Origin of the sequence: Gordonia sp. CPCC 205333 (genome assembly GCF_048537885.1) — a bacterium.
GTDB lineage: Bacteria > Actinomycetota > Actinomycetes > Mycobacteriales > Mycobacteriaceae > Gordonia.
On sequence record NZ_JBCLVI010000005.1, the window covers coordinates 1 to 22,763 of the forward strand.

The 22,763-nt window shown below is 62.9% G+C and carries 22 protein-coding genes; 2 read left to right on the plus strand and 20 right to left on the minus strand.

What is annotated here, in order from left to right:
* Positions 1-295: 295 nt before the first annotated feature.
* From tyrS to infC, 20 genes are all read right to left on the minus strand, one after another.
* Positions 296-1,627 carry a tyrosine--tRNA ligase gene (gene tyrS / locus AAFP29_RS17900; RefSeq protein ID WP_419218774.1) on the minus strand — a complete coding sequence of 444 codons (1,332 nt, stop codon included), beginning with the start codon at positions 1,625-1,627 and terminating at the stop codon, positions 296-298.
* Between the two features lie 16 nt (positions 1,628-1,643).
* Positions 1,644-1,865: a Trm112 family protein gene (locus tag AAFP29_RS17905; RefSeq protein ID WP_419218775.1), complete on the minus strand. Its 222-nt coding sequence runs from the start codon at positions 1,863-1,865 to the stop codon at positions 1,644-1,646.
* 47 nt (positions 1,866-1,912) lie between these two features.
* Positions 1,913-4,903 (minus strand): AMP-binding protein, encoded by a 2,991-nt coding sequence (locus tag AAFP29_RS17910; protein WP_419218776.1) that lies wholly within the window; start codon positions 4,901-4,903, stop codon positions 1,913-1,915.
* 143 nt (positions 4,904-5,046) lie between these two features.
* Positions 5,047-6,480, minus strand: coding sequence for an argininosuccinate lyase (gene argH, locus AAFP29_RS17915; protein ID WP_419218777.1), 1,434 nt, complete (start codon positions 6,478-6,480; stop codon positions 5,047-5,049).
* A complete protein-coding gene (locus AAFP29_RS17920) occupies positions 6,477-7,676 on the minus strand; it encodes an argininosuccinate synthase (protein ID WP_419218778.1) in 1,200 nt (399 codons plus the stop codon). Before AAFP29_RS17920 ends, argH begins: the two co-directional genes overlap by 4 nt.
* 99 nt (positions 7,677-7,775) lie before the next feature.
* Positions 7,776-8,276, minus strand: a complete 501-nt coding sequence (locus AAFP29_RS17925; protein WP_419218779.1) for an arginine repressor — start codon at positions 8,274-8,276, stop codon at positions 7,776-7,778.
* Complete coding sequence (gene argF / locus AAFP29_RS17930) at positions 8,273-9,202, minus strand: ornithine carbamoyltransferase (protein WP_419218780.1); 930 nt, start codon at positions 9,200-9,202, stop codon at positions 8,273-8,275. Before argF ends, AAFP29_RS17925 begins: the two co-directional genes overlap by 4 nt.
* Positions 9,199-10,359 (minus strand): acetylornithine transaminase, encoded by a 1,161-nt coding sequence (locus tag AAFP29_RS17935; RefSeq protein ID WP_419219388.1) that lies wholly within the window; start codon positions 10,357-10,359, stop codon positions 9,199-9,201. The genes argF and AAFP29_RS17935 overlap by 4 nt, the downstream gene beginning before the upstream one ends.
* Before the next feature lie 35 nt (positions 10,360-10,394).
* A complete protein-coding gene (argB, locus tag AAFP29_RS17940) occupies positions 10,395-11,291 on the minus strand; it encodes an acetylglutamate kinase (protein WP_419218781.1) in 897 nt (298 codons plus the stop codon).
* Positions 11,288-12,481, minus strand: a complete 1,194-nt coding sequence (argJ, locus tag AAFP29_RS17945) for a bifunctional glutamate N-acetyltransferase/amino-acid acetyltransferase ArgJ (protein ID WP_419218782.1) — start codon at positions 12,479-12,481, stop codon at positions 11,288-11,290. Before argJ ends, argB begins: the two co-directional genes overlap by 4 nt.
* A complete protein-coding gene (gene argC / locus AAFP29_RS17950; RefSeq protein ID WP_419218783.1) occupies positions 12,478-13,515 on the minus strand; it encodes an N-acetyl-gamma-glutamyl-phosphate reductase in 1,038 nt (345 codons plus the stop codon). The genes argJ and argC overlap by 4 nt, the downstream gene beginning before the upstream one ends.
* A gap of 108 nt (positions 13,516-13,623) precedes the next feature.
* Positions 13,624-16,125 (minus strand): phenylalanine--tRNA ligase subunit beta, encoded by a 2,502-nt coding sequence (gene pheT, locus AAFP29_RS17955; RefSeq protein ID WP_419218784.1) that lies wholly within the window; start codon positions 16,123-16,125, stop codon positions 13,624-13,626.
* A gap of 52 nt (positions 16,126-16,177) precedes the next feature.
* On the minus strand, positions 16,178-17,254 hold the full coding sequence (gene pheS, locus AAFP29_RS17960) for a phenylalanine--tRNA ligase subunit alpha (RefSeq protein WP_419218785.1): 1,077 nt from the start codon (positions 17,252-17,254) through the stop codon (positions 16,178-16,180).
* 69 nt (positions 17,255-17,323) lie between these two features.
* Complete coding sequence (locus AAFP29_RS17965) at positions 17,324-18,730, minus strand: acyltransferase family protein (protein ID WP_419218786.1); 1,407 nt, start codon at positions 18,728-18,730, stop codon at positions 17,324-17,326.
* Positions 18,731-18,795: 65 nt separating this feature from the next.
* On the minus strand, positions 18,796-19,227 hold the full coding sequence (locus tag AAFP29_RS17970; RefSeq protein ID WP_419218787.1) for a TA system VapC family ribonuclease toxin: 432 nt from the start codon (positions 19,225-19,227) through the stop codon (positions 18,796-18,798).
* Entirely contained in the window at positions 19,224-19,484 is a 261-nt protein-coding gene (locus AAFP29_RS17975; protein WP_419218788.1) for an antitoxin, read from the minus strand. Before AAFP29_RS17975 ends, AAFP29_RS17970 begins: the two co-directional genes overlap by 4 nt.
* A gap of 53 nt (positions 19,485-19,537) precedes the next feature.
* Positions 19,538-20,323, minus strand: coding sequence for a TrmH family RNA methyltransferase (locus AAFP29_RS17980; RefSeq protein ID WP_419219389.1), 786 nt, complete (start codon positions 20,321-20,323; stop codon positions 19,538-19,540).
* A 49-nt stretch (positions 20,324-20,372) separates the two neighbouring features.
* A complete protein-coding gene (rplT, locus tag AAFP29_RS17985; RefSeq protein WP_419218789.1) occupies positions 20,373-20,753 on the minus strand; it encodes a 50S ribosomal protein L20 in 381 nt (126 codons plus the stop codon).
* Positions 20,754-20,794: 41 nt separating this feature from the next.
* Positions 20,795-20,989, minus strand: coding sequence for a 50S ribosomal protein L35 (rpmI, locus tag AAFP29_RS17990; protein WP_419218790.1), 195 nt, complete (start codon positions 20,987-20,989; stop codon positions 20,795-20,797).
* Between the two features lie 104 nt (positions 20,990-21,093).
* Positions 21,094-21,693 (minus strand): translation initiation factor IF-3, encoded by a 600-nt coding sequence (gene infC / locus AAFP29_RS17995; RefSeq protein ID WP_419219390.1) that lies wholly within the window; start codon positions 21,691-21,693, stop codon positions 21,094-21,096.
* A 339-nt stretch (positions 21,694-22,032) separates the two neighbouring features.
* Between infC and AAFP29_RS18000 the strand changes: the two genes are divergently transcribed.
* Both AAFP29_RS18000 and AAFP29_RS18005 read left to right on the plus strand, forming a co-directional pair.
* Positions 22,033-22,404: a DUF1844 domain-containing protein gene (locus tag AAFP29_RS18000; protein WP_419218791.1), complete on the plus strand. Its 372-nt coding sequence runs from the start codon at positions 22,033-22,035 to the stop codon at positions 22,402-22,404.
* 22 nt (positions 22,405-22,426) lie between these two features.
* On the plus strand, positions 22,427-22,729 hold the full coding sequence (locus AAFP29_RS18005; RefSeq protein ID WP_419218792.1) for a hypothetical protein: 303 nt from the start codon (positions 22,427-22,429) through the stop codon (positions 22,727-22,729).
* Positions 22,730-22,763: the final 34 nt, after the last annotated feature.

Consider the following 22,763-nt stretch of genomic DNA (forward strand, 5'->3'; position numbering starts at 1 on the left):
AAAAAAAATTGGCATCAAACAATCCATCACACACTATCGAGTTCTCAAAGAACACACACCCACTGGACGTACTTGTTCGGCACGGATCCTGCAGGCTGCCCCAGAGCGCAAAAGTTACTTACGTTCTGTTCGAGGGGCTGGCACTCGCTTCAGCGAAGTGACTAAGTCACTCTACCAGACACGCTCACTCTCCCCTAATCACTAGGACCGGAGTTCGTGGCTCGCTGCGCTGCGTTGATTAAGTTACGCAGAAACGAACAGAGTGTCAAATCCGCTGGTCAGAGACTCGCAAATGTTACGTCGCGGTGTCGAAGCGGGCGCCCGCGAAAGTCTTCTTCCCGCGCCGGACCACCAGCCACCGGCCGTGTAGGAGGTGCCCGACGGTTGGCGTCCAATCAGGGTCCGAAATCTTCTCGTTGTTCACATAGGCACCACCCTCGCCAATAGCCCGACGTGCGGCCTTGTTCCCATCTGCCAAACCACTATCGACCAGGATCTGAACCAAGGTCGGTTCATCTCCGCCTGCGTAGTCGGCGATCGTCGTCTCCCCCAACGCCGCGGCTATCGTTGCTTCGTCAAGTCCGGTCAGTTCGGCACGGCCGAACAGGGCGGCGCTCGCCTGTTCGACGGCCGAGGTTTGATCAGCACCATGGACGAGCGTCGTCATTTCCGCGGCTAACGTCCGTTGCGCTCGACGTAGATGCGGGGTCTCCTGTGTCGCAGATTCCAATTCGGCGATCTCGTCACGGCTCAGAAAGGTGAACCAGCGTAGGTATTGGATGACATCCGCGTCGGCGGTATTCACGAAGTACTGGTACCAGGCGTACGGACTTGTCAGTTCGGCATCGAGCCACAGACTGCCGCCGCCGGTCGACTTACCGAACTTCTTCCCATCCGACGATGTGACCAGCGGGAGCGTCATCGCATGCACCGCGGCACCGTCGACTCGACGCGTCAGATCGACGCCGCCGACGATATTTCCCCATTGGTCCGATCCGCCGATCTGCAGTGCGCAGCCGTACCGACGATGTAACTGCAGGTAGTCATTGGCTTGCAGGAGCATGTAGCTGAACTCGGTGTAACTGATGCCGTCCGATTCCAATCGACGCTTCACCGTGTCCCGCGCGAGCATCACATTCACTGAAAAGTGCTTCCCGATGTCACGCAGGAATTCGATTGTCGATAGCGGCCCGGTCCAGTCCATATTGTTGGCGACTATCGCGCCGGATTGACTGACCTGATCAGTGTCCGCATCGTCGATACGGACGAATCGCCGCAGTTGAGCGTCGATCCGCTGCGCCCATTCGGCGACGGTGCCGGTGGAATTCATCGTCCGCTCGCCCACCTCACGCGGATCCCCGATCAGACCTGTCGCGCCTCCGGCGAGCACTATCGGCCGGTGCCCGGCTTGCTGGAATCGACTAAGTGTCAGCAGCGGCACCAAATGGCCGGCATGCAGACTCGACGCCGTCGGGTCAAAACCCGCATACAGCGTGATCGGCCCCTTAGCGATTTCCGCACGTAGTTCGTCGCGGTCAGTCGACTGTGCGATTAATCCGCGCCATTCCAATTCATCGATGATGTCGGTCACGGTCGTGGTTGCCTGCTGGGCACCTTCAGAACTCACCTGACCTATCTTGCCTTCAGCCGATCAGTCGCTCGTGTTCGGCCTCGTCGACCGACCGTGCTTCGTCGGCAAGCATCACCGGAATGCCGTCGCCATCAATCCGGTAGGCCACCCGCATGCGGGGGTTGTAGAGCTCATTACCTGCGTCGAGTAAGGGCCCCTGATCCTGGGGGCAGACAAGTCGTTCACGGACGATGGAGTCGATCTGCGCTGCGCGCGAGGACGTTTCTGCAGGCATCGGGAAACCCTGGACCTTTCTTCGGGCGAATGTAATCAAGCGGTGAGCTACTTACCTGCGCCCCACTGTAGTTGGGCGGCTGCCGACTTCGTGTACCGGCGATACCGGCCGTCTTCGTCGCGATACCAGACTCGTGCACCGGGCGAGGGCACGCCGCGTTTGGCCATGTCGACCCATAGCGGTCGATACGACTCCGACACTGGGATCTCGTCGACCAACGCGATAATGTGCGGCCGCTGCTTGGCCGGTAGTCCGCCCAGCGCGGTACGCAGTTGCGTGACCGTGATCGAATCTGCCTTACTCGTTTGCCCGGCGTGCGATGCCCGCGCGGTTATCGCCGCGATCGCCACCTGTTCACCCGGTTCCCCGACGGCGTATGCGACTACCTGGTCGATCGCCTTCACTCGCGAGAGAGCGTCTTCGATGGGAGGCAGAAAGACAAAGCCGTCGGCCGACCGGACAATCGCCGCCGCCGTGCCCATGTACCAGTAGTCGCCATCGGAATCCCGCCGGAACAGATGTCCCGACAATTCCCACCGGTCATGCGACGAGAACACATCCCGCAGAACGGTCGACGAACTTTCGAAACGTTGCCGCGCGCGTGACAGCAGAACGCCGACTTCATCGATGTCGGCACGACGCACATACCCGCTGTCACCGACTTCGAGCGATTCCCGAACTGGATCGACGCCCGCGATCTGAACCGGATTGGTCTCCGGCAAGGCTTGCCCCATCGACCCGATCTTGTCGCCGGCGACGTTGGCCAGGATCGCCGAACCGTCGGCCGTCGCGAAGAACTCGAGGACTTTGGCACGGGGGAAACTGTTGAGTACTTCCTCCCACAATCCCGGCGGCATACCGGAGCCCATGAACAACCGAATCGGATTGTGCTGGTTGATGGAGAATCCGGGCGAGCGAATGATCTCGCGCATCATCGACCACGTATACGACACGACGGTAACGCCGTACCGATGCACCTCGGTGGTGAAGGTCTCGGCGTTGACACCGTCAGACAATGCGATTCTCGACCGGCCCGCGACCGTCGCCCCCAGAGTTGTCAGCAGGCCCGACGCGTGATGCAGCGGCGGCAGGCAATAGACCGTGTCACCCGAAGTCAGGCCCGCGGCCGACGCCGCTCCGAATGCGGACATGGCGAACCGGTGATTCGTAATCGGCCACCGCGTGAGTTTTCCACCAGCGCGGGTGAACAGGACGAATGCCAGATCGCCCGCCAGACCCGGATCCGGACGATACCAAGACGGAATCTCGACGGCGGCCGGATCGATCTGCTCCATGTCGATGATGGTGTTGCCGTCGGCTTGGGCGATCGCACGCGAATCGCCGCTGCCACCACCAAGTACGAGCACATTCTTGGAATGTTCGACGGCGACGTCGAGATGACTCGGATCAGTCACGATCATGCGGGTATCCGCCATCCGCAGCATCTCGTCGAGGTTCCACTCACCCGATAGCATCACCGATACCGCACCGATACGCGACAGCGCCGCGACAACCACCAGCGCGCTAGGCCGGGTATCCATCAACACCCCGACGTGCTGGCCAGGTCGGATGCCACACGAGATCAAACCGGCGACGACATTGTCGATTCGAGTGTTCACCTGCGCATGGGTAAGCACTCGGTTCTCGAACAGGAACAGCTCACTGTCCTTGGCGCGTTTGTTGTTCTCCGACATCAGCTTGCCGAGCGAGATCCGGGTCCCCGACTGGATCTGCCCGAGTCGGAACAACCGCGGCACCGTCCGTACCGACTCCTGAGCGACCGCGAGCGATGTGCGCTGGATCGAATTGGCGGCCTCGAAGACTTCCCGGCCCGCCGCGGCGCCGGCATCGGCGACCGCACCCAGTCCATGCGTCAGCCTTGAGGAAAGACTCACGCCGCCACCGGATCTTCCGGGTTCGACCTCACGCATGTGTTCCATGCGCTCAGGTTTTTCGCCGGTTCCCTCTTGCCAGTTGATCCATTCCGACGTCGTCGGCCAGGTTTGCGCTCCGGCAGTCGATCCGACCACAAGACCGAAGTGCCCGACCGGCACGCGCGACTCGTATACATCAGCGCTCGGCGCGGCACGCAGGATTCCGCGAACAGCTTTGGGCTGGCCAATGTCATCGGCTTCGCCGACGAAAGCCAATACCGGACAAGTGATTTCGGCCAAAGTCACCAAATCGCCGTTAATCACGAAGCCGCCCGACACCATGCGGTTGTGTACGACGAACTGACGGAGCAATTCGGCGATCGCCGGCCCCGACCAGGCGACCCAACCGTCAGCTTCGATGAATCGCCGCTGATCCTCACGGGGCAGCAAGGCATCCCGATCGTGCAGGCGCCGCAGGAAATCAATGCGACTTCGGGCAGTTTTGACCGGATCGGCCAGCTGGAAACCTGCTCTAGCCATCCAGCTCGGCATGGTGACGTGCGGCAGGATCTTGTCGGCCATGAACTCGGCGCCCGGTGCCACCAGGTTCGCTGGCAATCCCAGCGGCAGCGCACCGAGCACATCGACCGGCGAGCCGAAGGTGATCAAACTGGCGATCCCCTTGGACCGGCGGTACGCCGCGGTTTGATAGGCGAACATGCCACCCTGCGAATATCCGCCGAGGTGAACGTCCTGCCCGACCACCTCGCGCACAATGTCGATCACACGACTCACGGCGACGATATGGTCGGCGAGCGTGCGTTCCATACCGCCCTCTTCGCGGTCCGGTGACCCGAAGTCGATCACCCACGGGGTAATCCCCGCTTCATGCATGATCGACACCGCACCGTTGTGCTCAGTGACGTCATAGACGTTGGCCGACACCATCATCGGCGGCACCAGAACTACGTGCGGACCGGTGCCGGGATCGTCGGGAAAGTACCGGCGCAGCCGGAACATATTCTCCGTCTCGACGATCTGAAACGGCGCCGGTTGCGTACCGGTGTCGAGTCCGCCCAGGCGCAGCACTTCCAACCCGTTCTGCGCGGTCGCGACGACTCGGTCGACCGCACTTCCCACGCTGGGCAGGATCGAAAAGTCCACTGTAAAACCCCTCACCTCGGCGCGCTCAATCTCAACGCGACCTGGACGTGACCTACATCACCGCTACTGTACAAGCGTCCGATTCGGGTCGAACCGGCGCTGCCGGTATCGACGCTTAACCGTCCTGTCCCCCGACAGACAGTTCAGCCGAATTCCGCGCGCAACGCGCCCAGCTGACCTTCCAACACCCGCAATTGACGAGCTACCTGCGACGACGACGTTCCGCCGTGCGCGTTTCGCGATTCGATGGATCCGCGCACTGACAGTACCTCGCGGACCTGCGGGGTCAACGCCGGATGGATCGCGGCGAGCTGATCGTCGGTCAGTCCGGCCAGATCGGTGCCGGCCTCCTCCGCGGCGCGTACACACGCGCCAGCCACCTCATGTGCAACCCGGAACGGAATACCTTGCCGCACAATCCATTCTGCGATATCAGTCGCCAGCGTGAATCCAGCCGGGGCAAGCTCGGCCATCCGCTCGGCATGGAAGGTCAACGTCGCCACCAGCCCCGCCATTGCCGGCAGCAATAGCTCCAGCTGTGCGACCGAGTCGAACAGCGGCTCCTTGTCCTCCTGCAGATCCCGGTTGTATGCCAGCGGCTGCGCCTTGAGTGTTGCCAGCAGTCCGGTGAGATTGCCGATCAGCCGTCCACTCTTGCCTCGAGACAACTCGGCGACGTCGGGATTCTTCTTCTGCGGCATGATCGACGATCCCGTCGACCACGCGTCAGCAAGCGTCACATAGCCGAATTCCGGTGTGCTCCACAGGATGATCTCTTCGCTGAGCCGCGATAGATCCACCGAGATCATCGCGAAGACAAAGGCCGCTTCGGCCGCGAAATCACGCGATGACGTCGCGTCTATCGAATTCTCCGCCGGGCCGCTGAAGCCTAGATCTGCGGCGATGGCGGCCGGGTCGAGACCGAGTGACGATCCCGCCAGAGCGCCAGAACCATACGGCGACACCGCAGTTCGACGATCCGCATCGGCCAGTCGATCCAGGTCGCGCAACAACGGCTGGGCGTGCGCCAACAACTGGTGCGCCAACAGCACCGGCTGTGCGGCCTGTAGATGGGTCTTGCCCGGCATCATCACGTCAGGATGTGCAGCAGCCTGCGCCACAAGCGCTTCGACTACACCCAACACACCTGCGCCAACACGCCGGATGGCGTCGCGCAGCCACATCCGAAACAGGGTCGCGACCTGGTCATTACGCGATCGACCGGCTCGCAGTCGTCCGCCGAGTTCGGTGCCGACCCGGTCGATCAATCCACGTTCGAGGGCGCCATGTACATCCTCGTCTGATTCGGCTGGTCCGAAGCTGCCGTCGGCAACGTCGGCGGCGAGCCGGTCGAGTCCGTCGAGCATCGCCACCAGATCGGAATCAGTAAGCAGACCAGCACTATTCAGGACGCGAGCGTGCGCCTTCGAGGCCGTCACATCGAAGGGTGCGAGCGCCCAGTCGAAATGCGTCGACTTACTGAGCGCGGCCATCGCGGCGGCCGGGCCGTCGGCGAACCGACCACCCCACAGCGCACCTTCGTTGGTACTCGACGTCGGATCGGCGTCGGAACTCACAGGTTCAGATCCCGGCGGGCCGCGATCTTGGACGAAAGTCCGTGCAACTCAACGAATCCGCGGGCGGCCGACTGGTCGAAACTGTCGCCCTCGTCGTAGGTTGCCAGATTGAAGTCGTAGAGCGATTCGTTACTGCGTCGACCATTGACGATGATCGCGCCACCGTGTAGCTGCAATCGGATCTCGCCGGAGACATGCTCTTGGGTCGAGTCGACGAAAGCATCCAGCGACCGCTTCAACGGCGAGAACCACAGTCCGTCATAGACAAGTTCGGCCCATTCGGCGTCGGTGCGGCGCTTGAACCGGCCCAATTCGCGTTCGAGTGTCACATGCTCGAGTTCCTCGTGCGCGGTCACCAACACCATCGCCCCCGGCGCCTCGTACACCTCGCGGCTCTTGATGCCGACCAGGCGGTCTTCGACGACGTCGAGGCGGCCAACTCCCTGAGCACCGGCGCGGCGGTTCAGCTCTTCGATGGCGCCCAGAACGCTCACCGGGCGGCCGTCGATGGCCACCGGGCGGCCCTTATCGAATGTGATGACGAGTTCGTCGGCCGTATTCCAGTTGGCGGTGGGGTCTTCGGTGTAGTCGTAGACATCCTTGGTCGGCGCGTTCCACAGATCCTCGAGGAAGCCGGTTTCCACCGCGCGCCCCCATACGTTCTGGTCGATGGAGAACGGCGACTTCTTGGACACGGTGATCGGGATGGCGTTCTCCTCGGCGAAGGCGATCGCCTTCTCCCGGGTCCAGGCGTAGTCGCGGACCGGCGCGATGACGTCGAGATCGGGTGCCAGGGAGGCGAATCCGACCTCGAAGCGGACCTGGTCATTACCCTTACCCGTGCAGCCGTGGGCTACCACGGTGCCACCGTGATCACGCGCCGCAGTGACCAGATGCTTGACGATCAGCGGCCGCGAGATCGCTGAGACGAGCGGGTACCGATTCATATAGAGCGCATTGCCCTTGATAGCCGGCAGGCAGTACTCGTCGGCGAATTCGTCCCGCGCATCTACTACGACGGCTTCGACGGCACCACAGTCGATGGCACGCTGACGCACCACCTCCATATCCTCGCCACCCTGCCCAAGGTCGAGGGCGACGGCGACAACTTCCTTACCGGTTTCTTTACCGATCCAGCTGATCGCGACGGAAGTGTCGAGTCCACCGGAATATGCGAGTACGACGCGTTCAGCCATTGGTGCTGTAACTCCTTGAAATAGTTCTGTGAATCGGGTTTTGTTTGGCTTCTATTGTGCGGTCCAGCCGCCGCGCGGCTGACGGCGGGTAGGCGTGCTCTAGATCAATGCTTCGATCCAGGCCACCAGGCCCGCACCATCCATCGGTTCTCGCGCTACGACGAAGACGGTGTCGTCTCCCGCGATTGTGCCGACGATATTGTGCAGACTGGCCCGGTCCAACGCGCTCGCCAGGTATTGTGCCGCACCCGGCGGGGTCCGCAGCACTGCGAGGTTTCCGCTCGCGTCGGCCGATACCAGCAGTTCGCCGAGCAGTCTGGCCAGGCGGTCGGTGCCGCCAGATACCCCGCGCACCGGCGACCCGTCCTCGGGCACGACGTAGACGCCAACACCACCGTCAGGCGCGCGCAATTTCACCGCGCCAAGTTCGTCCAGGTCACGTGACAGTGTTGCCTGCGTCGCTTCGATACCTTCGGCGGCGAGCAGGCTCGACAGCTCGGACTGGGACCGCACCTGGTGCTGCGACAGAATCGCGACGATACGCGCGTGTCGACCGGCCCGGGTGGCCGCGAGCGACGCGGGTTGTGCGCCGGTAGTCATCTGTCTTGGTTCTCGAGCAGCCAGGCGAGCAACGCTTTCTGCGCGTGGAGTCGGTTCTCCGCCTCGTCGAAGACCACACTGGCCGGCCCGTCGATGACCGCGTCGGTGATCTCCTCGCCGCGATGTGCGGGCAAACAGTGCAGAACGATGGCATCGGCCGAGGCGTGCGCGAGCAGCTCGTCGTTGATCTGATAGGGCCGAAACGGTCCGATCCGGTCGAGTCCGTCGTCTTCCTGGCCCATCGATGTCCAGGTATCGGTGACGACGACGTCGGCGCCGGTGACCGCTTCGACCGGGTCGGCGAGCACTCGCGCACTCGCGCCAGTCTCGGCGGCGCGTTGACGTACCGCGCGCATGACCTCGGGGTCGGGGATAAAACCCTCGGGTGCCGCAACCGTCACATTCATTCCCGCGGTCACGCCACCGAGTAATAGTGAATGCGCCATATTGTTCGCGCCATCGCCGAGATAGGTCATCGACAATCCGGCGGCACGACCCTTGTGCTCAATAATCGTCTGCAGATCGGCAAGTACCTGACACGGGTGAAAGGTGTCCGACAGCGCGTTCACCACCGGGACTGACGCCCCCGCGGCGAGGGCCTCGAGGCGATCCTGGCCAAAGGTACGCCAGACTACCGCCTCGACATATCGGGACAGTACGGCGCCGGTGTCGGCGAACGTCTCGTCACGGCCCAGTTGAGTTGTCCCACTGTCCACGACGACTGGATGTCCACCCAGTTGCGCGATGCCGACTTCGAACGAGAACCGTGTTCGGGTGGAGTTCTTATCGAAGAGCACCCCAACACCGCGCGGCCCCTCCAATGGTCGTCGCGAGAACGGCGCGGCCTTCAATTCCGCTGCGAGAGCTAAGACTTCGGCCTGTTCGGCCGGTGTGAGGTCGTCGTCACGAAGAAAATGACGGGTCATGGGTGCACTCCTTGGGCTGCGGCATGCAACAGTTTGGGAAGGGCCGCGACAAAGGTTGCGCCCTGTTCCTCGGTCAATATCAGCGGCGGCGCAAGACGCAGCACATCCGGGGCGGGCGCGTTGATCAAGAATCCCGCATCTCGCGCGAGCAGCTCGGTCTCCTTCGCGATGTCGGAGGTCAGCACCACACCGATGAGAAGGCCAGCCCCGCGCACCTGATCGATGGCCGGGTGCTGCAACTCTTCGATTCCGGCGACGATCGACTTACCCACGGCTGCAACGTGATTGCAGAGGTCAAGTTCGTCGATACGAGTCAACACGGCGAGCGCCGCAGCGGTGCACACCGGGTTGCCACCAAAGGTCGTGCCGTGCATCCCCGGTCCGAAGAGGTCGGCAGCGGCGCCGTTCGACCCACTCGTGGCGATCACGGCACCGATCGGCAATCCACCGCCCAGACCCTTCGCCAGGGTGATCACGTCCGGCACCACTCCAGCGGCCTGATGCGCGAAAAACGTTCCGGTGCGGGCGATTCCGGTCTGCACTTCGTCGAAGATGAGCAGCGCGCCGCGTTCGGCGGTTATCCGTCGAGCTTGCGCCAAGTAATCGGCCGGCGGCACTACGACACCACTCTCGCCCATAATGGGTTCCAGGATGACCGCAGCTGTCTTGTCGGTGACGATGGCGTCGAGGGCATCCGCGTCCCCGTATGGCACAAACTTCACACCGGCCGGCATCGGCTCGAACGGATCTCGCTTACCAGGCTGCCCGGTCATCGCGAGTGCGCCCATCGTGCGGCCGTGAAATGCCTTCTCGGCCGCGACGATCTCTGGTCTGCCGGTTAGGCGCGCCAGTTTGAACGCGGCCTCGTTGGCCTCGGTACCGGAATTGCAGAAGAACACCCGCCCCGGATGGCCGAATTTGTCCAGCAGCCGCTCGGCAAGTTCGACGCCGGGTGGAGTGATATAGAGATTCGACGTGTGACCTAGTGTCGCAAGCTGTTTCGACACCGCTTCGATCAGCGACGGATCGCCGTGCCCTAGGGCATTGACCGCGATTCCACCGAGGAGATCCAAGTATTGGTTGCCGTCGGCGTCGGTAACCACCGCGCCCTCACCATCGACCAGTGCGACCGGTGGCGTGCCGTAGTTGTTCATCATCGCAGCGGACCACCGCTGCTGCCATTCGTGCGTCGTCACTTCCCCAGTCCTTCACTGTTTTCCACGACCGCGGTTCCGATCTGAGCCGAGGTGAGCAATTGCGCAATCACCGAATGCGGCACCCTGCCGTCGATGACATGGGCGCGTTCGACGCCGCCGGTGACCGCACGCAAACATGCCTCCATCTTGGGCACCATGCCGGCGTCGAGCCGCGGAAGCAGTTGCGTGAGTTCATCAGTGGTGATCTGCTCGACCAGCGACGACTTGTCGGGCCAGGCCGTATAGAGCCCTTCGACGTCGGTCAGCACCACCAGTCGAGCCGCACCCAGCGCCTCGGCCAACGCAGCAGCCGCAGTGTCGGCATTGATGTTATGGATGACTCCATCGCGGTCGGGAGCGATTGTCGAAACCACCGGAATCCGGCCGGCCGCAACGAGATCGGTGACCGCCGACGTGTTGACCGACGTCACATCGCCGACTAGTCCGATGTCGGTGGCTACGCCGTCTACGTCAACCGTTCGTCGTGTCGCGGTGAACAGGTGCGCGTCTTCACCGCTGATACCGACCGCGTACGGACCGTGGGAATTGATCAGTCCGACCAACTCGCGGCCGACCTGGCCGAATAGCACCATCCGGGCGATATCCATCACCTCGGGTGTCGTAACGCGGAATCCACCACGAAACTCCCCTTGTAGCCCAACACGTTTGAGCATCGCGGAGATCTGTGGGCCGCCGCCATGCACGACGATCGGATGAATACCGCAGGCCCGCAACAGCACCATGTCGGCGGCAAAAGCCGATTTCAGCTGCTCGTCAACCATCGCATTGCCACCGTATTTCACGACAACCGTTGCACCCTGCAGGCTTTGGAGTGCCGGCAGCGCTTCGGCGAGGACGTTCGCCCTATCGAGCGCGGTGAGTGAGACGGTCATGAGGTGTACAACGAATTCTCTTCGACATAGCCGTGCGACAAGTCAGTCGTACGGATAGACACCTCGGCGTCGCCGACGTTGAGGTTCACATCTACCACGATGTCGACGCCGGAGAGGTCGACGTCGCGGGCGCCGTCGGCCCCCATCCCATCGACGCATACCGGAGAACCGTTGAAGGACACGGTGATCAGGTCCGGGTCCAGTGCGATCGGTGCGATACCGATCGCCGCCAGCACCCGACCCCAGTTGGGATCGGATCCGAATAATGCGGTCTTGACCAGCGAATCCCGTGCGATGGTGCGGGCACCGATCAGTGCGTCGTCCTCGCTTGCCGCGCCGCGCACCGTGATGATGATGCGTTTGGTCGCCCCTTCAGCGTCGGCCATGAGCTGCTCGGCAAGATCGTCACATACCGCGAATACCGCGGCATCGAGTTCTTCCTGGGTCGGCTCCTTCTCGCTGGCGCCAGAGGACAGCAGGAGCACGGTATCGTTCGTCGATGTCGCTCCATCAACGTCGAGCCGATCGAAGGTCCGCGAGGTCGCCCGCCGCAGCGCGGTATCGAGTTGAGCGGCACTGACTTTCACATCTGTCGTGAGAACCACCAGCATGGTGGCCAGCGCGGGTGCGAGCATCCCCGCGCCTTTTGCCATTCCGCCGACGTTCCATCCGCCGTCGTGGTGCAGAGCTGCCTGTTTAGGCACCGTGTCGGTGGTCATGATGGCGTAGGCGGCGTCGGTGCCACCCGACAAGCCACCGGCCATCTCGTGCACAATCTCGGTGACCCCCGCGAGGATCCTGTCCATCGGCAGTCGGTCGCCGATGATTCCGGTCGAACACACGGCGACTTCGATTGCGCCCGTTTCAGTTCCCCAGTTCGACAGCTCGGCGGCGACCTTCTCCGCGGTCGCGTGCGTGTCCTGAAATCCGCCCGGCCCAGTGCACGCGTTGGCACCACCCGAGTTGAGAATGACGGCGCGCAACGCGGCACTTTTCAGCACCTGCTCGCTCCACCGCACAGGTGCGGCCTTGACCTTATTCTTGGTGAAGACTCCGGCAGCGGCATATTCGGGACCTTCGTTGAAGACGAGGGCGAGATCAGCGTTTCCGGATGTCTTGATCCCCGCCGCGATACCGGCCGCCCGGAAGCCCAACGGCGCCGTAACGCCTTGTTCCCTAACCAGTTTCACGGCGCGACTCCTACCACGGACAGACCTTCTGCTTCATCCCAGCCCAACGCCAGGTTCATCGACTGCACGGCGGCCCCGCCGGTGCCCTTGGTCAGATTGTCGATCGCGCCGACGGCGACCATCGTCCCGGCCCGCTCGTCGACCGTCACTGCCAGTTGCACCGCGTTGGACCCGATGACCGATCCGGTCGATGGAAGCGTGCCGTCGGGCAGCAGATGTACGAATTGTTCACTGCCGTATGCCTTTTCATATACCGCCGCGATGTCGGCAGCACTCGCGGTAGTGCGCGCGGTACAGGTGGCCAGGATACCCCGGGCCATCGGGACCAGCACTGGCGTGAACGACACCGCCACCGGTTCGTCGGCCGCATCGGAGAGCGCCTGCGAGATCTCGGGATTGTGCCGGTGCACACCGCCCACGCCGTAGGCCCGCGCAGAGCCGATAACCTCCGAAGCCAATAGATCGACGCGCAGTGACCGGCCCGCCCCGGACGTTCCACTCACGCCCACGATCGTGACGTGCGGTTCGACAATCCGCGCAGCCAGCGCCGGCAGGAGCGAAAGAATGGAAATGGTCGGATAACAGCCCGGCACCGCGATCCGACTGGCGTCGCGCAGCCGCTCCCGATTGCCGGGGAGTTCAGGCAGACCATAAGGCCACGTCCCCGCGTGGTCACCGCCGTAATAGTCGGTCCAATCCTGCGGATCGGAAAGGCGGAAGTCGGCCCCGCAATCGATGACGATCGTCGTCGGTGGCAGCGCGTCGGCGAGCGCCGCGGACGTACCGTGCGGGAGTCCCAGAAATACGACGTCGTGGCCAGCGAGGACGTCGGCGGTCGTTTCCTGCAAAACCACATCGGCCAGCGGCAATAGGTGCGGATGATGTCCACGCAGGGTGGTACCGGCGTTGCCACCGGCAGTCAGCGCACCGATCTCCATCTCACCGGACACATATCGCGGATGTCCGAGCAGTAGTCGAAGGATCTCCCCGCCCGCATATCCGCTGGCACCCGCCACAGCTATTCGCGTCGTCATGGAATCATTATGCATCACGATGCAAATAGATTCACAAACGCCCCGCTGAGCCGACGCCGCCGACCTGCCCTTGCCGACCTACCCTTCGCCGACCTACCCCTCGCCGACCTACCTCAGCCGCGCACCGACACTCGTCGCTGCGGCGTCGACCGCCGCGAGTTTCGCAGCGTTGGCCTCTTCTTCGGTCAACGTGCGGTCCGAAGCACGGAAGCGCAGCGCGAAAGCCAACGACTTCTTACCCTCGCCCACCTGCTCGCCGACGAAGACGTCGAACAGGTCCAGAGCTTCCAGAAGCTCACCGGCACCCGCGCGCAGCGCCTTATCCACGTCACCGGCTGGAACGTCAGCGTCGACCACGACGGCCAGGTCCTGCAACACCGCCGGGAACACTGACAGGGCCGGAGCGGGCAGCACAACGTCGAGCGGCAGCTCGTCGATCGAGATCTCCACCGCACAAGTCCCCTTGGGCAGACCGGCACGTTCGAGTACTGCCGGATGCAACTCCCCTGCCCAACCGACAGTCACCTGCTCATCAGAACCGTTGCCCGGCACAACGACTCGCGCGCAACGCCCCGGATGCCAGGGCAATTTCTCACTATCGGCGACCAACTCCACTGCGACGCCGGCCGCTCGACCGACGGTCCGTGCGGCCTCGAAGGCATCGGTCGCATCGGCAACGCGCCCCGGCCCCCACGGCCCGGCGGGCTCCCGCAGACCGGTGAGGACCGTCGCGACGTGTACCGGCTGGATTGGCAACGCGGCATCAATGGCCGCGACCTCATCCTCGGTCGGACGTCGCGTTACATCGAGCGCGGCGACGACTGCCGGCGTCACCGAACCGACCGAACCTTCGACGACTTGCCCAATTGCGAAAAGCGACAGATCCCGTTGTCCGCGTGCGATATTGCGCGCGGTCATCTCCAGCAGGCCCGGCAGCAGAGTGGTATTCAACTCAGGTCGATCAGCCTCCAACGGATTGAGCACCTTAACCGTCAGGCGGCGTGGATCGTCGTCGGCCAGGCCCCAGACATCGAAGACGCCCGCGGGCATGAACGGGTAGGGCAACACCTCAACAAAACCGTCGAGCGCCAGCGTCCGCCCGACACTGCGCCGACGACGTTGCGCAGCCGTCAATCCCGAGCCACCCGGCGCAGTCGGGATGATTGCCGGAATATCCTCCAGCCCTTCGAGTCTCAGAACCTCTTCGACCAGGTCGGCACGTTGCCGCAGATCCGGTCGCCATGACGGTGGCGTGACCGTCAGCCCGTTCGCTCGCTCGGCCACCGCGCATCCGACCTCAATCAGACGCGTACGGGTAGTCCCGGCGGGGTATGCCTTACCGGCGGTCTTATCCGGGGCGTCGGCGGCGATGTCAATCGACACCGGCTCGATGGGCGCGACGCGCACGTCGGTCCAGTCATCAGCGATGACGCCACCGGCGATCTGGGTGATGAGCGTGGCTGCCCGCACCGATGCGATCGCCGTGATTTCCGGGTCGACGAGGCGCTCGAAGCGTTTGCTGGCCTCGGAGGTGAGCTTGTGCCGCTTTCCGGTTCGAAATACGCGCACCTGGTCGAAAGTGGCTGATTCCAACAGAATTCGAGTCGTGTCGGAGCTCACCTCGGTTGCCGCGCCGCCCATGACACCGGCGAGTGCGATGGCCCCCGAGTCATCAGCGATGACAACATCCTCGGGATCAAGTGTGCGTTCGATGCCGTCGAGCGTGGTCAACTTCTCCCCTGCCGCGGCATTGCGCACGGTGATCGCGCCGCTGATCTTGTCGGCGTCGAAGGCGTGTAGCGGCTGTCCCAGCTCGATCATGACGTAGTTGGTCACATCGACGATGCCGGAGATCGGCCGGATGCCGGCGACCAGTAGGCGTTTGCGCAACCACCACGGCGAGTCGGCGGAAACATCAACGTTAGAAATAATCCGGGCTGTATATCGCGTTGCGGCACTATCAGATTCGATGTCGACCGGCCAGCCCTCGGTCGCCGGACCGACGATCACCTCGGCCGCCGGATCCGAGTATGGCACGGCGAACGCACTGGCGAGTTCGCGGCCAAGACCGCGCATCGAGAACGCGTATCCACGGTCGGGCGTGACGTTCACGTCGATCGCGGCGTCGTGAAGGCCGAGTACCTCGCGGGCGTCGGCTCCCGGTTCAGCGGTTCCGGGCGCCAGCACCAAAATTCCACTGTGATCGTTGCCGATACCCAATTCAGTCACCGAGCAGATCATGCCGTCGGAAACCTTGCCGTATGTCTTACGTGACGCGATCTCGAACGGGCCCGGCAAGACCGTACCCGGCAACGCAGCGACAATCAGATCGCCCACCGCGAAATTTCTTGCACCGCAGACTATCTCGCGTGGCGCGTCCTCGCCGACCTCAACTGTGCAGAACCGGATCGGCTTCTTGAACTCGGTGAGTTCCTCGATGGTCGCCACCCGACCGACAACCAGCGGTCCGGTGATCGTCGGGAATTTCTCGATATCCTCGATCTCGAACCCGACGCGCACGAACCCCGCGTCGATCTCCTCGGCGGTAGCGGTCCAGTCGGGGGTACTGACCCGCAGGGCTTCGGTGAGCCAGGACTGTGGAACACGCACGGTGGGTTCTACTTTCGTTTCTGAGGGATTGAGTGTGGGCTGGTCACGGCGGTTAGGCGGCTGGGCCGAACGGTGTGGTGAAGCGAATATCGCCTTCCACCATGTCGCGCATGTCGGTGATCTCGGTACGGAACTGCAAAGTGCGCTCGAGTCCCATGCCGAATGCGAACCCGGAGTAGATGTCAGGATCAATTCCGCTGGCACGCAACACATTCGGGTTGACCATGCCACAGCCGCCCCACTCGATCCAGCCTGCGCCGCCCTTCTTGGCCGGGAACCAGACGTCGATCTCCGCCGACGGCTCGGTGAAGGGGAAATAGCTGGCCCGCATTCGAGTGACTGTGTCCGGGCCGAACAATGTCTTGGCGAACTTCTCCAGTGTGCCGCGAAGATTCGCCAGTGTCAGCCCCTTGTCGACGGCGAGACCTTCGATCTGATGGAAGACCGGGGTATGCGTGGCGTCGAGTTCGTCGGTACGGAAAGTCCGTCCGGGACATGCCACATATATCGGCAGTTCGCGGGTCAGCATCGCCCGCACCTGCACCGGCGAGGTGTGCGTGCGCAGCACTTGCCGAGATCCCTCAGGCGCGATGTAGAAAGTGTCCTGCATCGATCGCGCGGGATGATCCGGCAGAAAATTGAGTGCGTCGAAGTTGAAGTGTTCGGCTTCAACCTCGGGCCCTTCGGCGATCTCCCAACCCATCCCGACGAAGACGTCGGCGACCTGCTCACCGATCACCGTGATCGGATGCCGTGCCCCGACCGGACGTCGCGCACTGGGCAAAGTGACGTCGATGGCCTCGGCGACCAGGACCGCCGCATCGCGTTCCGCGGTCAGGACTTCGGTCCGCTCGTCCAGCGTGGCGGTCACGCGCGCGCGAACCTGGTTCACCAATTTGCCCGCGGCGGAGCGCTCTTCTTTCGGCAACGATCCGAGTTCCCGGCGCGCAAGCGAGATCGGCGCACGTTCGCCGAGATGGTCCGCCTTCGCCGCCTGTAATTCTTCGAGAGTTGATGCCGCCTCGAATGCTGCTACGGCCGCAACGACGGCGTCATCGAGCACCGCGGGATCCAGGGGTGAACGAATATTGTCGGCGGAATCGGTGGCCACGGCCGGCGGTCTCCTCATGCGGTTTCGGGAACAGAAGTCAGGCTCGACAGTAGTGCATCGCACTCGACTCTCCCGACTCAGGTCATATCACTTGACCTGCGCATCGACGTCACCCTGAGTCACTACCCGGGCGATGACCACGCAGCTCGCGCTGCCAACCAGCCACCATCCTCCGGAGCCGACGAGGCCCTCGCGGGCAACCATGAGAATCGCGAACCCGCCAACCATCAGCAGACCCCACACAGCGGCGTCACGTGGCATGCTCGCCATCCGATCGCGCGTGGTATCCCACCAGCGCAGCGGACGGTTTTCCAGGCGCGACAGCACGGCGACCACCGGAATCATCGTCACGAGCAGCGCAACGGTCTCGATCCCGACGGTCCACCCGTACCCCGCCGCACCGGTTGACCGATCGAAACCCAACGCGATGCCTCCAGCGATGATCAGCGCCAATACCGGCAGATGCCATAGATAAAGAGTCATGGCGCCGCGGTTACCGAGAGCGACGAACCACCACACCCGTGGATGGGAGACGATTCGGGCCAGTCCTCGTGCAGCGGCCACGGCCAGACAACTGAGTACGATCGTGTGCCCGGCCAACAACAGGCTCGGCGGTGTCATATTGGAGAATTGTTGGCCAGGCACGGTCACCAGCGAAACTTCATAGGGCCCGACCGCGACAAGCATCGTATTCACCGCAAGCATTCCCAGGGCCACCGCGAGCGCGACGCCGGGGCGGATCAGCCGTTTCGCATAGCCGACGCCGAGTAGGGCGGGAATCATCCACACCGCCAGGTAGTTGACGAAACCCCATTCCTGAGCCCCGGTGGACAATCTCAGCAAATCCATCACGGCGGTCACCGCGTAACAACCCAGAATCGCCGCTACCAGCGTCGCGCCGTCGGCTATCCGCTGCATCAGCGGAATCAGCGCGAGAATCATCAGGTAGGCGCCGAGAAACCAGAGCAGTTGCACACTTAGTCTCGCGACAACGTCGAGCATCGCTGAATCACCCAGCGCGACAAGTATTCCCACCACCGCCCCCACTGCCAGCAGATACCAGAAGACCGGCCGCAACAGACGCTGTGTCCGGGCGAACAACCAATGTCCCGCACTATTTCGTCCAGTTCGCCATCCGTAGGTCGACGCCGCGGCGCCGGCGAAGAAGAACAGCGGGAGTATCTGCAGCAGCCACGTCCCGATCTGCAAGGCAGGTACGTCGCCGAGGATATTTCCCAACTCGATTCGGCCGCCGATAACGCTGACGGTCAGCATGATCGAGTGCCCGGCGATGACCACAACCAACGACACCAGACGAAGAAGATCGATGACTCGGTCGCGGCCGGCGCCGGTGACGGCGTCGAGGCGGGCCGCAGTCATTCGTCGCGATGTCGGAGCCAGCGATGCTGACTGGAGTTGGCGAATATTCAGAGGCTTTGACGTGGTGGTATCGAGGGTGCTCGACGTCGGGCGGGGTGCGGTTGACACGGTCATGCGTCAAGCCTCGCTGGTGAACCGGCGCCAAAACTGAGCAGAACTACTCGGTCAGCGCCCGCGAACTACGCGGGTTGGGGCGGAATCACCAACGGCACGTCGAATCGTGCGAAATCACGGTCCAACGTGGCGATCTTGCCGCCGAATTCAAGGGCGAGCGCCGCGAGATACGCGTCGTTGGTGAGGTTGCCAGCTGTTCCCGCGCCTTCCAGCAACTCCCGCAAGATCCGAAAGTGACGACCGCCCGGTTCCGGGGCCGTCACATTCGGTAGGTCGAGCCAGGACCCGACTATTCCCATCGCCTGGGCAGAGTCGAGGGGCGTCGCGAATAGTCGCCGATGAGTGGTCACTCGGACAAAGGCGAGCAAACATGTCCACGGCAGGCCAACGGGACGGCCGGACGCGAGCTCACCTGCCAGCCAGCTCCTACATCGATCCTGTTGCGGGGCATCATTATTGACCGCATAGATCAGAATATTCGCATCGACGATGATCATCGTCCCTGCTCCAGCTTGCGAGCGATCTCTTCGTCTTCCAGTTCCCCTGCCACCGCCAGCGCCCGAGTCAGGTCCACCCGCGGTTGCCCCATCGAATAGGTCGGGAAGTTGATGTCCTGATTGTGAGCGATCGGCCTTGCCAACCCGATACGAATGGCGTCGTTAACCGCCTCTTTGAACGTGATGCCCCGCTCGCTCATCGCTTTGCGCAATAGGGCTTCGACGTCGCCGTCGAGGGTAATCGTTGTGCGTGCCATATCGCAGCCTAGCATCACTTCATCAGACGCAAAGCATCATGATGCTTCCTTGCTCATCGTTTCAGAGCCGCACTACTCGCGTAGAGGCAGATCGCCGATGCCGCAGCGAGATTAAGGCTCTCGGCCCGTCCGCGGATCGGGATGGATATCCGGTGGTCAGCCGCGTCCAAGACGTCGTCGGACAAGCCATGCGCCTCATTCCCGAATAGCCAAGCCGTTGGTCGGGTAAGGATCTCTGAGGCATCGTCAAGGCTCAATTCGGCCCCGGCAGCGGTAGCGAGAGTCGTCAGTCCCGCCGACCGCACCGCGTCAAGACCGGCCGTGATATCGCGCTCGCGGATCACCGGAACGTGAAAGACGCTACCGGCGCTGGCGCGGACACATTTGCCGTTATGTGGGTCGACGCTATCGCCCAGCAGAATCACCGCGTCGGCACCCATTGCGTCGGCACAGCGGATAAACGTTCCGGCATTACCCGGCTCACGCATCTCGACTGCGATCGCCAACAGACGGGGTCGGGCACCGAGTACCTGCCCAGGGTTAGCGTCGAGCAGGCTGCATACGGCGAAAATTCCTGGCGTCGTTGATGTTTCGGACAACTTGTCTGCCGCACGAGACGTCAGCGGCAGTACCTGGAGACCGCCGTCGACGGCACGGTCAATGAGATGGGCGAACCGGCCGGCATCGGAGTCTCGGACCAGCAGGTGTGTCGCGCGGCCGGTGTCGAGAGCGGCGGTGACCGCGTTGGCCCCTTCGATGAGAAATTCGCCGCGTTCCCGACGCACCGACGCTCGGGTCAGCTTGGCAAACGAAACAACCCGCGAGGAGCGATCAGACAGCGGGTCAGCTGTCGGATGCGCCCTCGCGGGTCGTGACTCTGAATTCAAATCAGGCGGCCGGCGCGTTCACGTCGGCGGGCAGCGCCTTGCGAGCGATCTCGACCAGCGCGGTGAAAGCCGCCGCGTCGGTAACCGCGATGTCGGCGAGGACCTTACGGTCCACCTCGACGCCAGCGGCCTTGAGCCCCTGGATGAAGCGGTTGTAGGTGATGTCGTTGGCCCGGGCAGCGGCATTGATGCGCTGGATCCAGAGCTTGCGGAACTCGCCCTTGCGCGCGCGGCGGTCGCGGTATGCGTAGGTCAACGAGTGCAGCTGCTGCTCTTTGGCCTTGCGATAGAGCCGCGAGCGCTGTCCGCGGTAGCCCTTGGACGCTTCGAGAGTTGCGCGCCGCTTCTTCTGGGCGTTTACCGCCCTTTTCACGCGTGCCATGTTGTTAGTCCTTTACTTCAAGTCGTGTGGGGAAAGTGTGATCAGCGGTTGAGCAGGCGCTTGATACGCGGTGCGTCGTTCTCGCTGACGACGGCGGTGCCGTCCAGACGCCGGGTACGACGTGACGACTTGTGCTCGAGGAGGTGGCGGCGGCCGGCCTTCTGACGCACGATCTTGCCGCTGCCGGTCACCTTGAATCGCTTCGCGGTGCCCTTGTGAGTCTTTGCCTTTGGCATGGTGAGTTCCTTTTCCATTCAACGACTTTCGGCGAACCTTGGCCGTTCATGCTTACTGTGCAGTTCTCCTGTGGAGACCTGCGATTGGTCTAAGTGTTGGCGCGTTACTCGGCTGCCGGAGCAGCGTCGTCGCCCCGCGTGCGACCCTGCGGCGCAGCCTTGGCGCGAGTCTTCGCACCCTTATGCGGCGCGAGCACCATCGTCATGTTGCGACCGTCCTGCTTGGCAGATGTCTCAACGAATCCGTAATCGGCGACATCGTTGCCCAGGCGCTGCAGCAACCGGAACCCAAGCTCTGGTCGGGACTGCTCACGACCGCGGAACATGATCGTCACTTTCACCTTGGAACCCGCTTCGAGGAACCGGATGACGTGACCCTTCTTGGTCTCATAGTCGTGATCGTCGATCTTGGGGCGCAGCTTCTGCTCTTTGATGACGGTCATCTGCTGGTTGCGACGCGATTCGCGCTGCTTCTGAGCCGCCTCATACTTGAACTTGCCGTAGTCCATGATCTTGCAGACGGGTGGCCGAGCGTCGGGTGCAACCTCGACCAGGTCGAGATCGGCTTCTTCGGCCAGGCGGAGCGCATTTTCAACACGCACGATGCCCACCTGTTCACCATTCGGTCCGACGAGTCGGACCTCAGGGACGCGGATGCGCTCGTTGATGCGAGTCTCAGTGCTGATGGGGCCTCCTAATTCAATGCTTACAGGTCTGGCTACCCGGCGCCGGGAGCGCGCGAGCGGGCCGGTTCACGACCGGCACCAGGCCCGAAAGGGGAACTCACCTCAGCAAAGAACCCCGTCGGCAATACGCTTGCGCGTCTGCCACCGGGGCTCCGAAACCGACCGATCCATCCAAGTCGCGCCGCAGCCACAATGGACAACGTCGAACCTGCGCAATTACTTCCCAGCTGGGAGAATTGCCGTGGACCGGACCGTGCAACTGCGCCAGACTAGCTGGGCGTCGAACGGTGGGAGCGGAACTCCACTTGCGAACCCCGGCAAACACCAGGGCGGTCGTACTGTGGAAGTCTAACAGTCATGAGTGAGAACTCCTATTCGGCCACCAGCGGCGATGATCAGGGGCCAGCCCTAGACGACGTGCGCGACCTGGCTGATATCCCCGCCATTGAGGTGATCACCAAGTCCATCGTCATGCTGATGAGTGCGGCAGCGGAAAAACTCGGTCTGGCCGATGACGCTTCCCCCGAAGCAATCGATCTCGATGAGGCCCGCAAACTGATCACCGCGCTGGCCGGAATTGTGACCGCAGCGCGCCCGGATCTCGGCATTCACGCCGCTCCGATTCGCGACGGCCTCAAAGGACTCCAACTCGCCTTCCGCGAAGCGAGTGCTCACCCCGACGAACCTGGCGAAGGGCCGGGCGAGAAGCTGACCGGCCCGGTGCGGTAGCACCGCGGACTACCCTGGGGTGATGACCGACGTACCGGGCGACGACCTCAACCCCGCGCAACCCACCGACATCGTCGACGCCGAGATTGTGATCAACCCGGCGGCGCTCGATCCCGCCCTTACCGCGACGCCGTACACCGATTCGGGTGTTCCGACCTTTGATCATGTCCGCGACAAGATCGAGCAGCGGGTGACCCGAGCCCTCGGATCCGAGGAACTTGCCAACGAGACGGCCGAGGCTCAGGCGGCCGACGAGCTGTACCGCAAGAACAAAGACGCGGCGGCCGCGAAACTGGCGGAAATCCGCAAGTCGATGGGTCAGTAAATTCGGCTGAAAACAGCAGAGTCACTGAGCGCGA

Excerpts from the sequence above, each read along its gene's own strand:
- AAFP29_RS17965 (WP_419218786.1), bottom strand. The coding sequence starts at position 18,730 with ATGACCGTGTCAACCGCACCCCGCCCGACGTCGAGCACCCTCGATACC.
- AAFP29_RS17905 (WP_419218775.1), bottom strand. The coding sequence starts at position 1,865 with ATGCCTGCAGAAACGTCCTCGCGCGCAGCGCAGATCGACTCCATCGTC.
- rplT (WP_419218789.1), bottom strand. The coding sequence starts at position 20,753 with ATGGCACGCGTGAAAAGGGCGGTAAACGCCCAGAAGAAGCGGCGCGCA.
- AAFP29_RS17920 (WP_419218778.1), bottom strand. The coding sequence starts at position 7,676 with ATGGCTGAACGCGTCGTACTCGCATATTCCGGTGGACTCGACACTTCC.
- argF (WP_419218780.1), bottom strand. The coding sequence starts at position 9,202 with ATGACCCGTCATTTTCTTCGTGACGACGACCTCACACCGGCCGAACAG.
- AAFP29_RS17970 (WP_419218787.1), bottom strand. The coding sequence starts at position 19,227 with ATGATCATCGTCGATGCGAATATTCTGATCTATGCGGTCAATAATGAT.
- rpmI (WP_419218790.1), bottom strand. The coding sequence starts at position 20,989 with ATGCCAAAGGCAAAGACTCACAAGGGCACCGCGAAGCGATTCAAGGTG.
- AAFP29_RS18000 (WP_419218791.1), top strand. The coding sequence starts at position 22,033 with ATGAGTGAGAACTCCTATTCGGCCACCAGCGGCGATGATCAGGGGCCA.
- AAFP29_RS17925 (WP_419218779.1), bottom strand. The coding sequence starts at position 8,276 with ATGACTACCGGCGCACAACCCGCGTCGCTCGCGGCCACCCGGGCCGGT.
- argB (WP_419218781.1), bottom strand. The coding sequence starts at position 11,291 with ATGACCGTCTCACTCACCGCGCTCGATAGGGCGAACGTCCTCGCCGAA.
- argC (WP_419218783.1), bottom strand. The coding sequence starts at position 13,515 with ATGACGACGCGAATAGCTGTGGCGGGTGCCAGCGGATATGCGGGCGGG.
- AAFP29_RS18005 (WP_419218792.1), top strand. The coding sequence starts at position 22,427 with ATGACCGACGTACCGGGCGACGACCTCAACCCCGCGCAACCCACCGAC.
- AAFP29_RS17975 (WP_419218788.1), bottom strand. The coding sequence starts at position 19,484 with ATGGCACGCACAACGATTACCCTCGACGGCGACGTCGAAGCCCTATTG.
- AAFP29_RS17935 (WP_419219388.1), bottom strand. The coding sequence starts at position 10,359 with ATGATGAACAACTACGGCACGCCACCGGTCGCACTGGTCGATGGTGAG.
- pheS (WP_419218785.1), bottom strand. The coding sequence starts at position 17,254 with ATGAGGAGACCGCCGGCCGTGGCCACCGATTCCGCCGACAATATTCGT.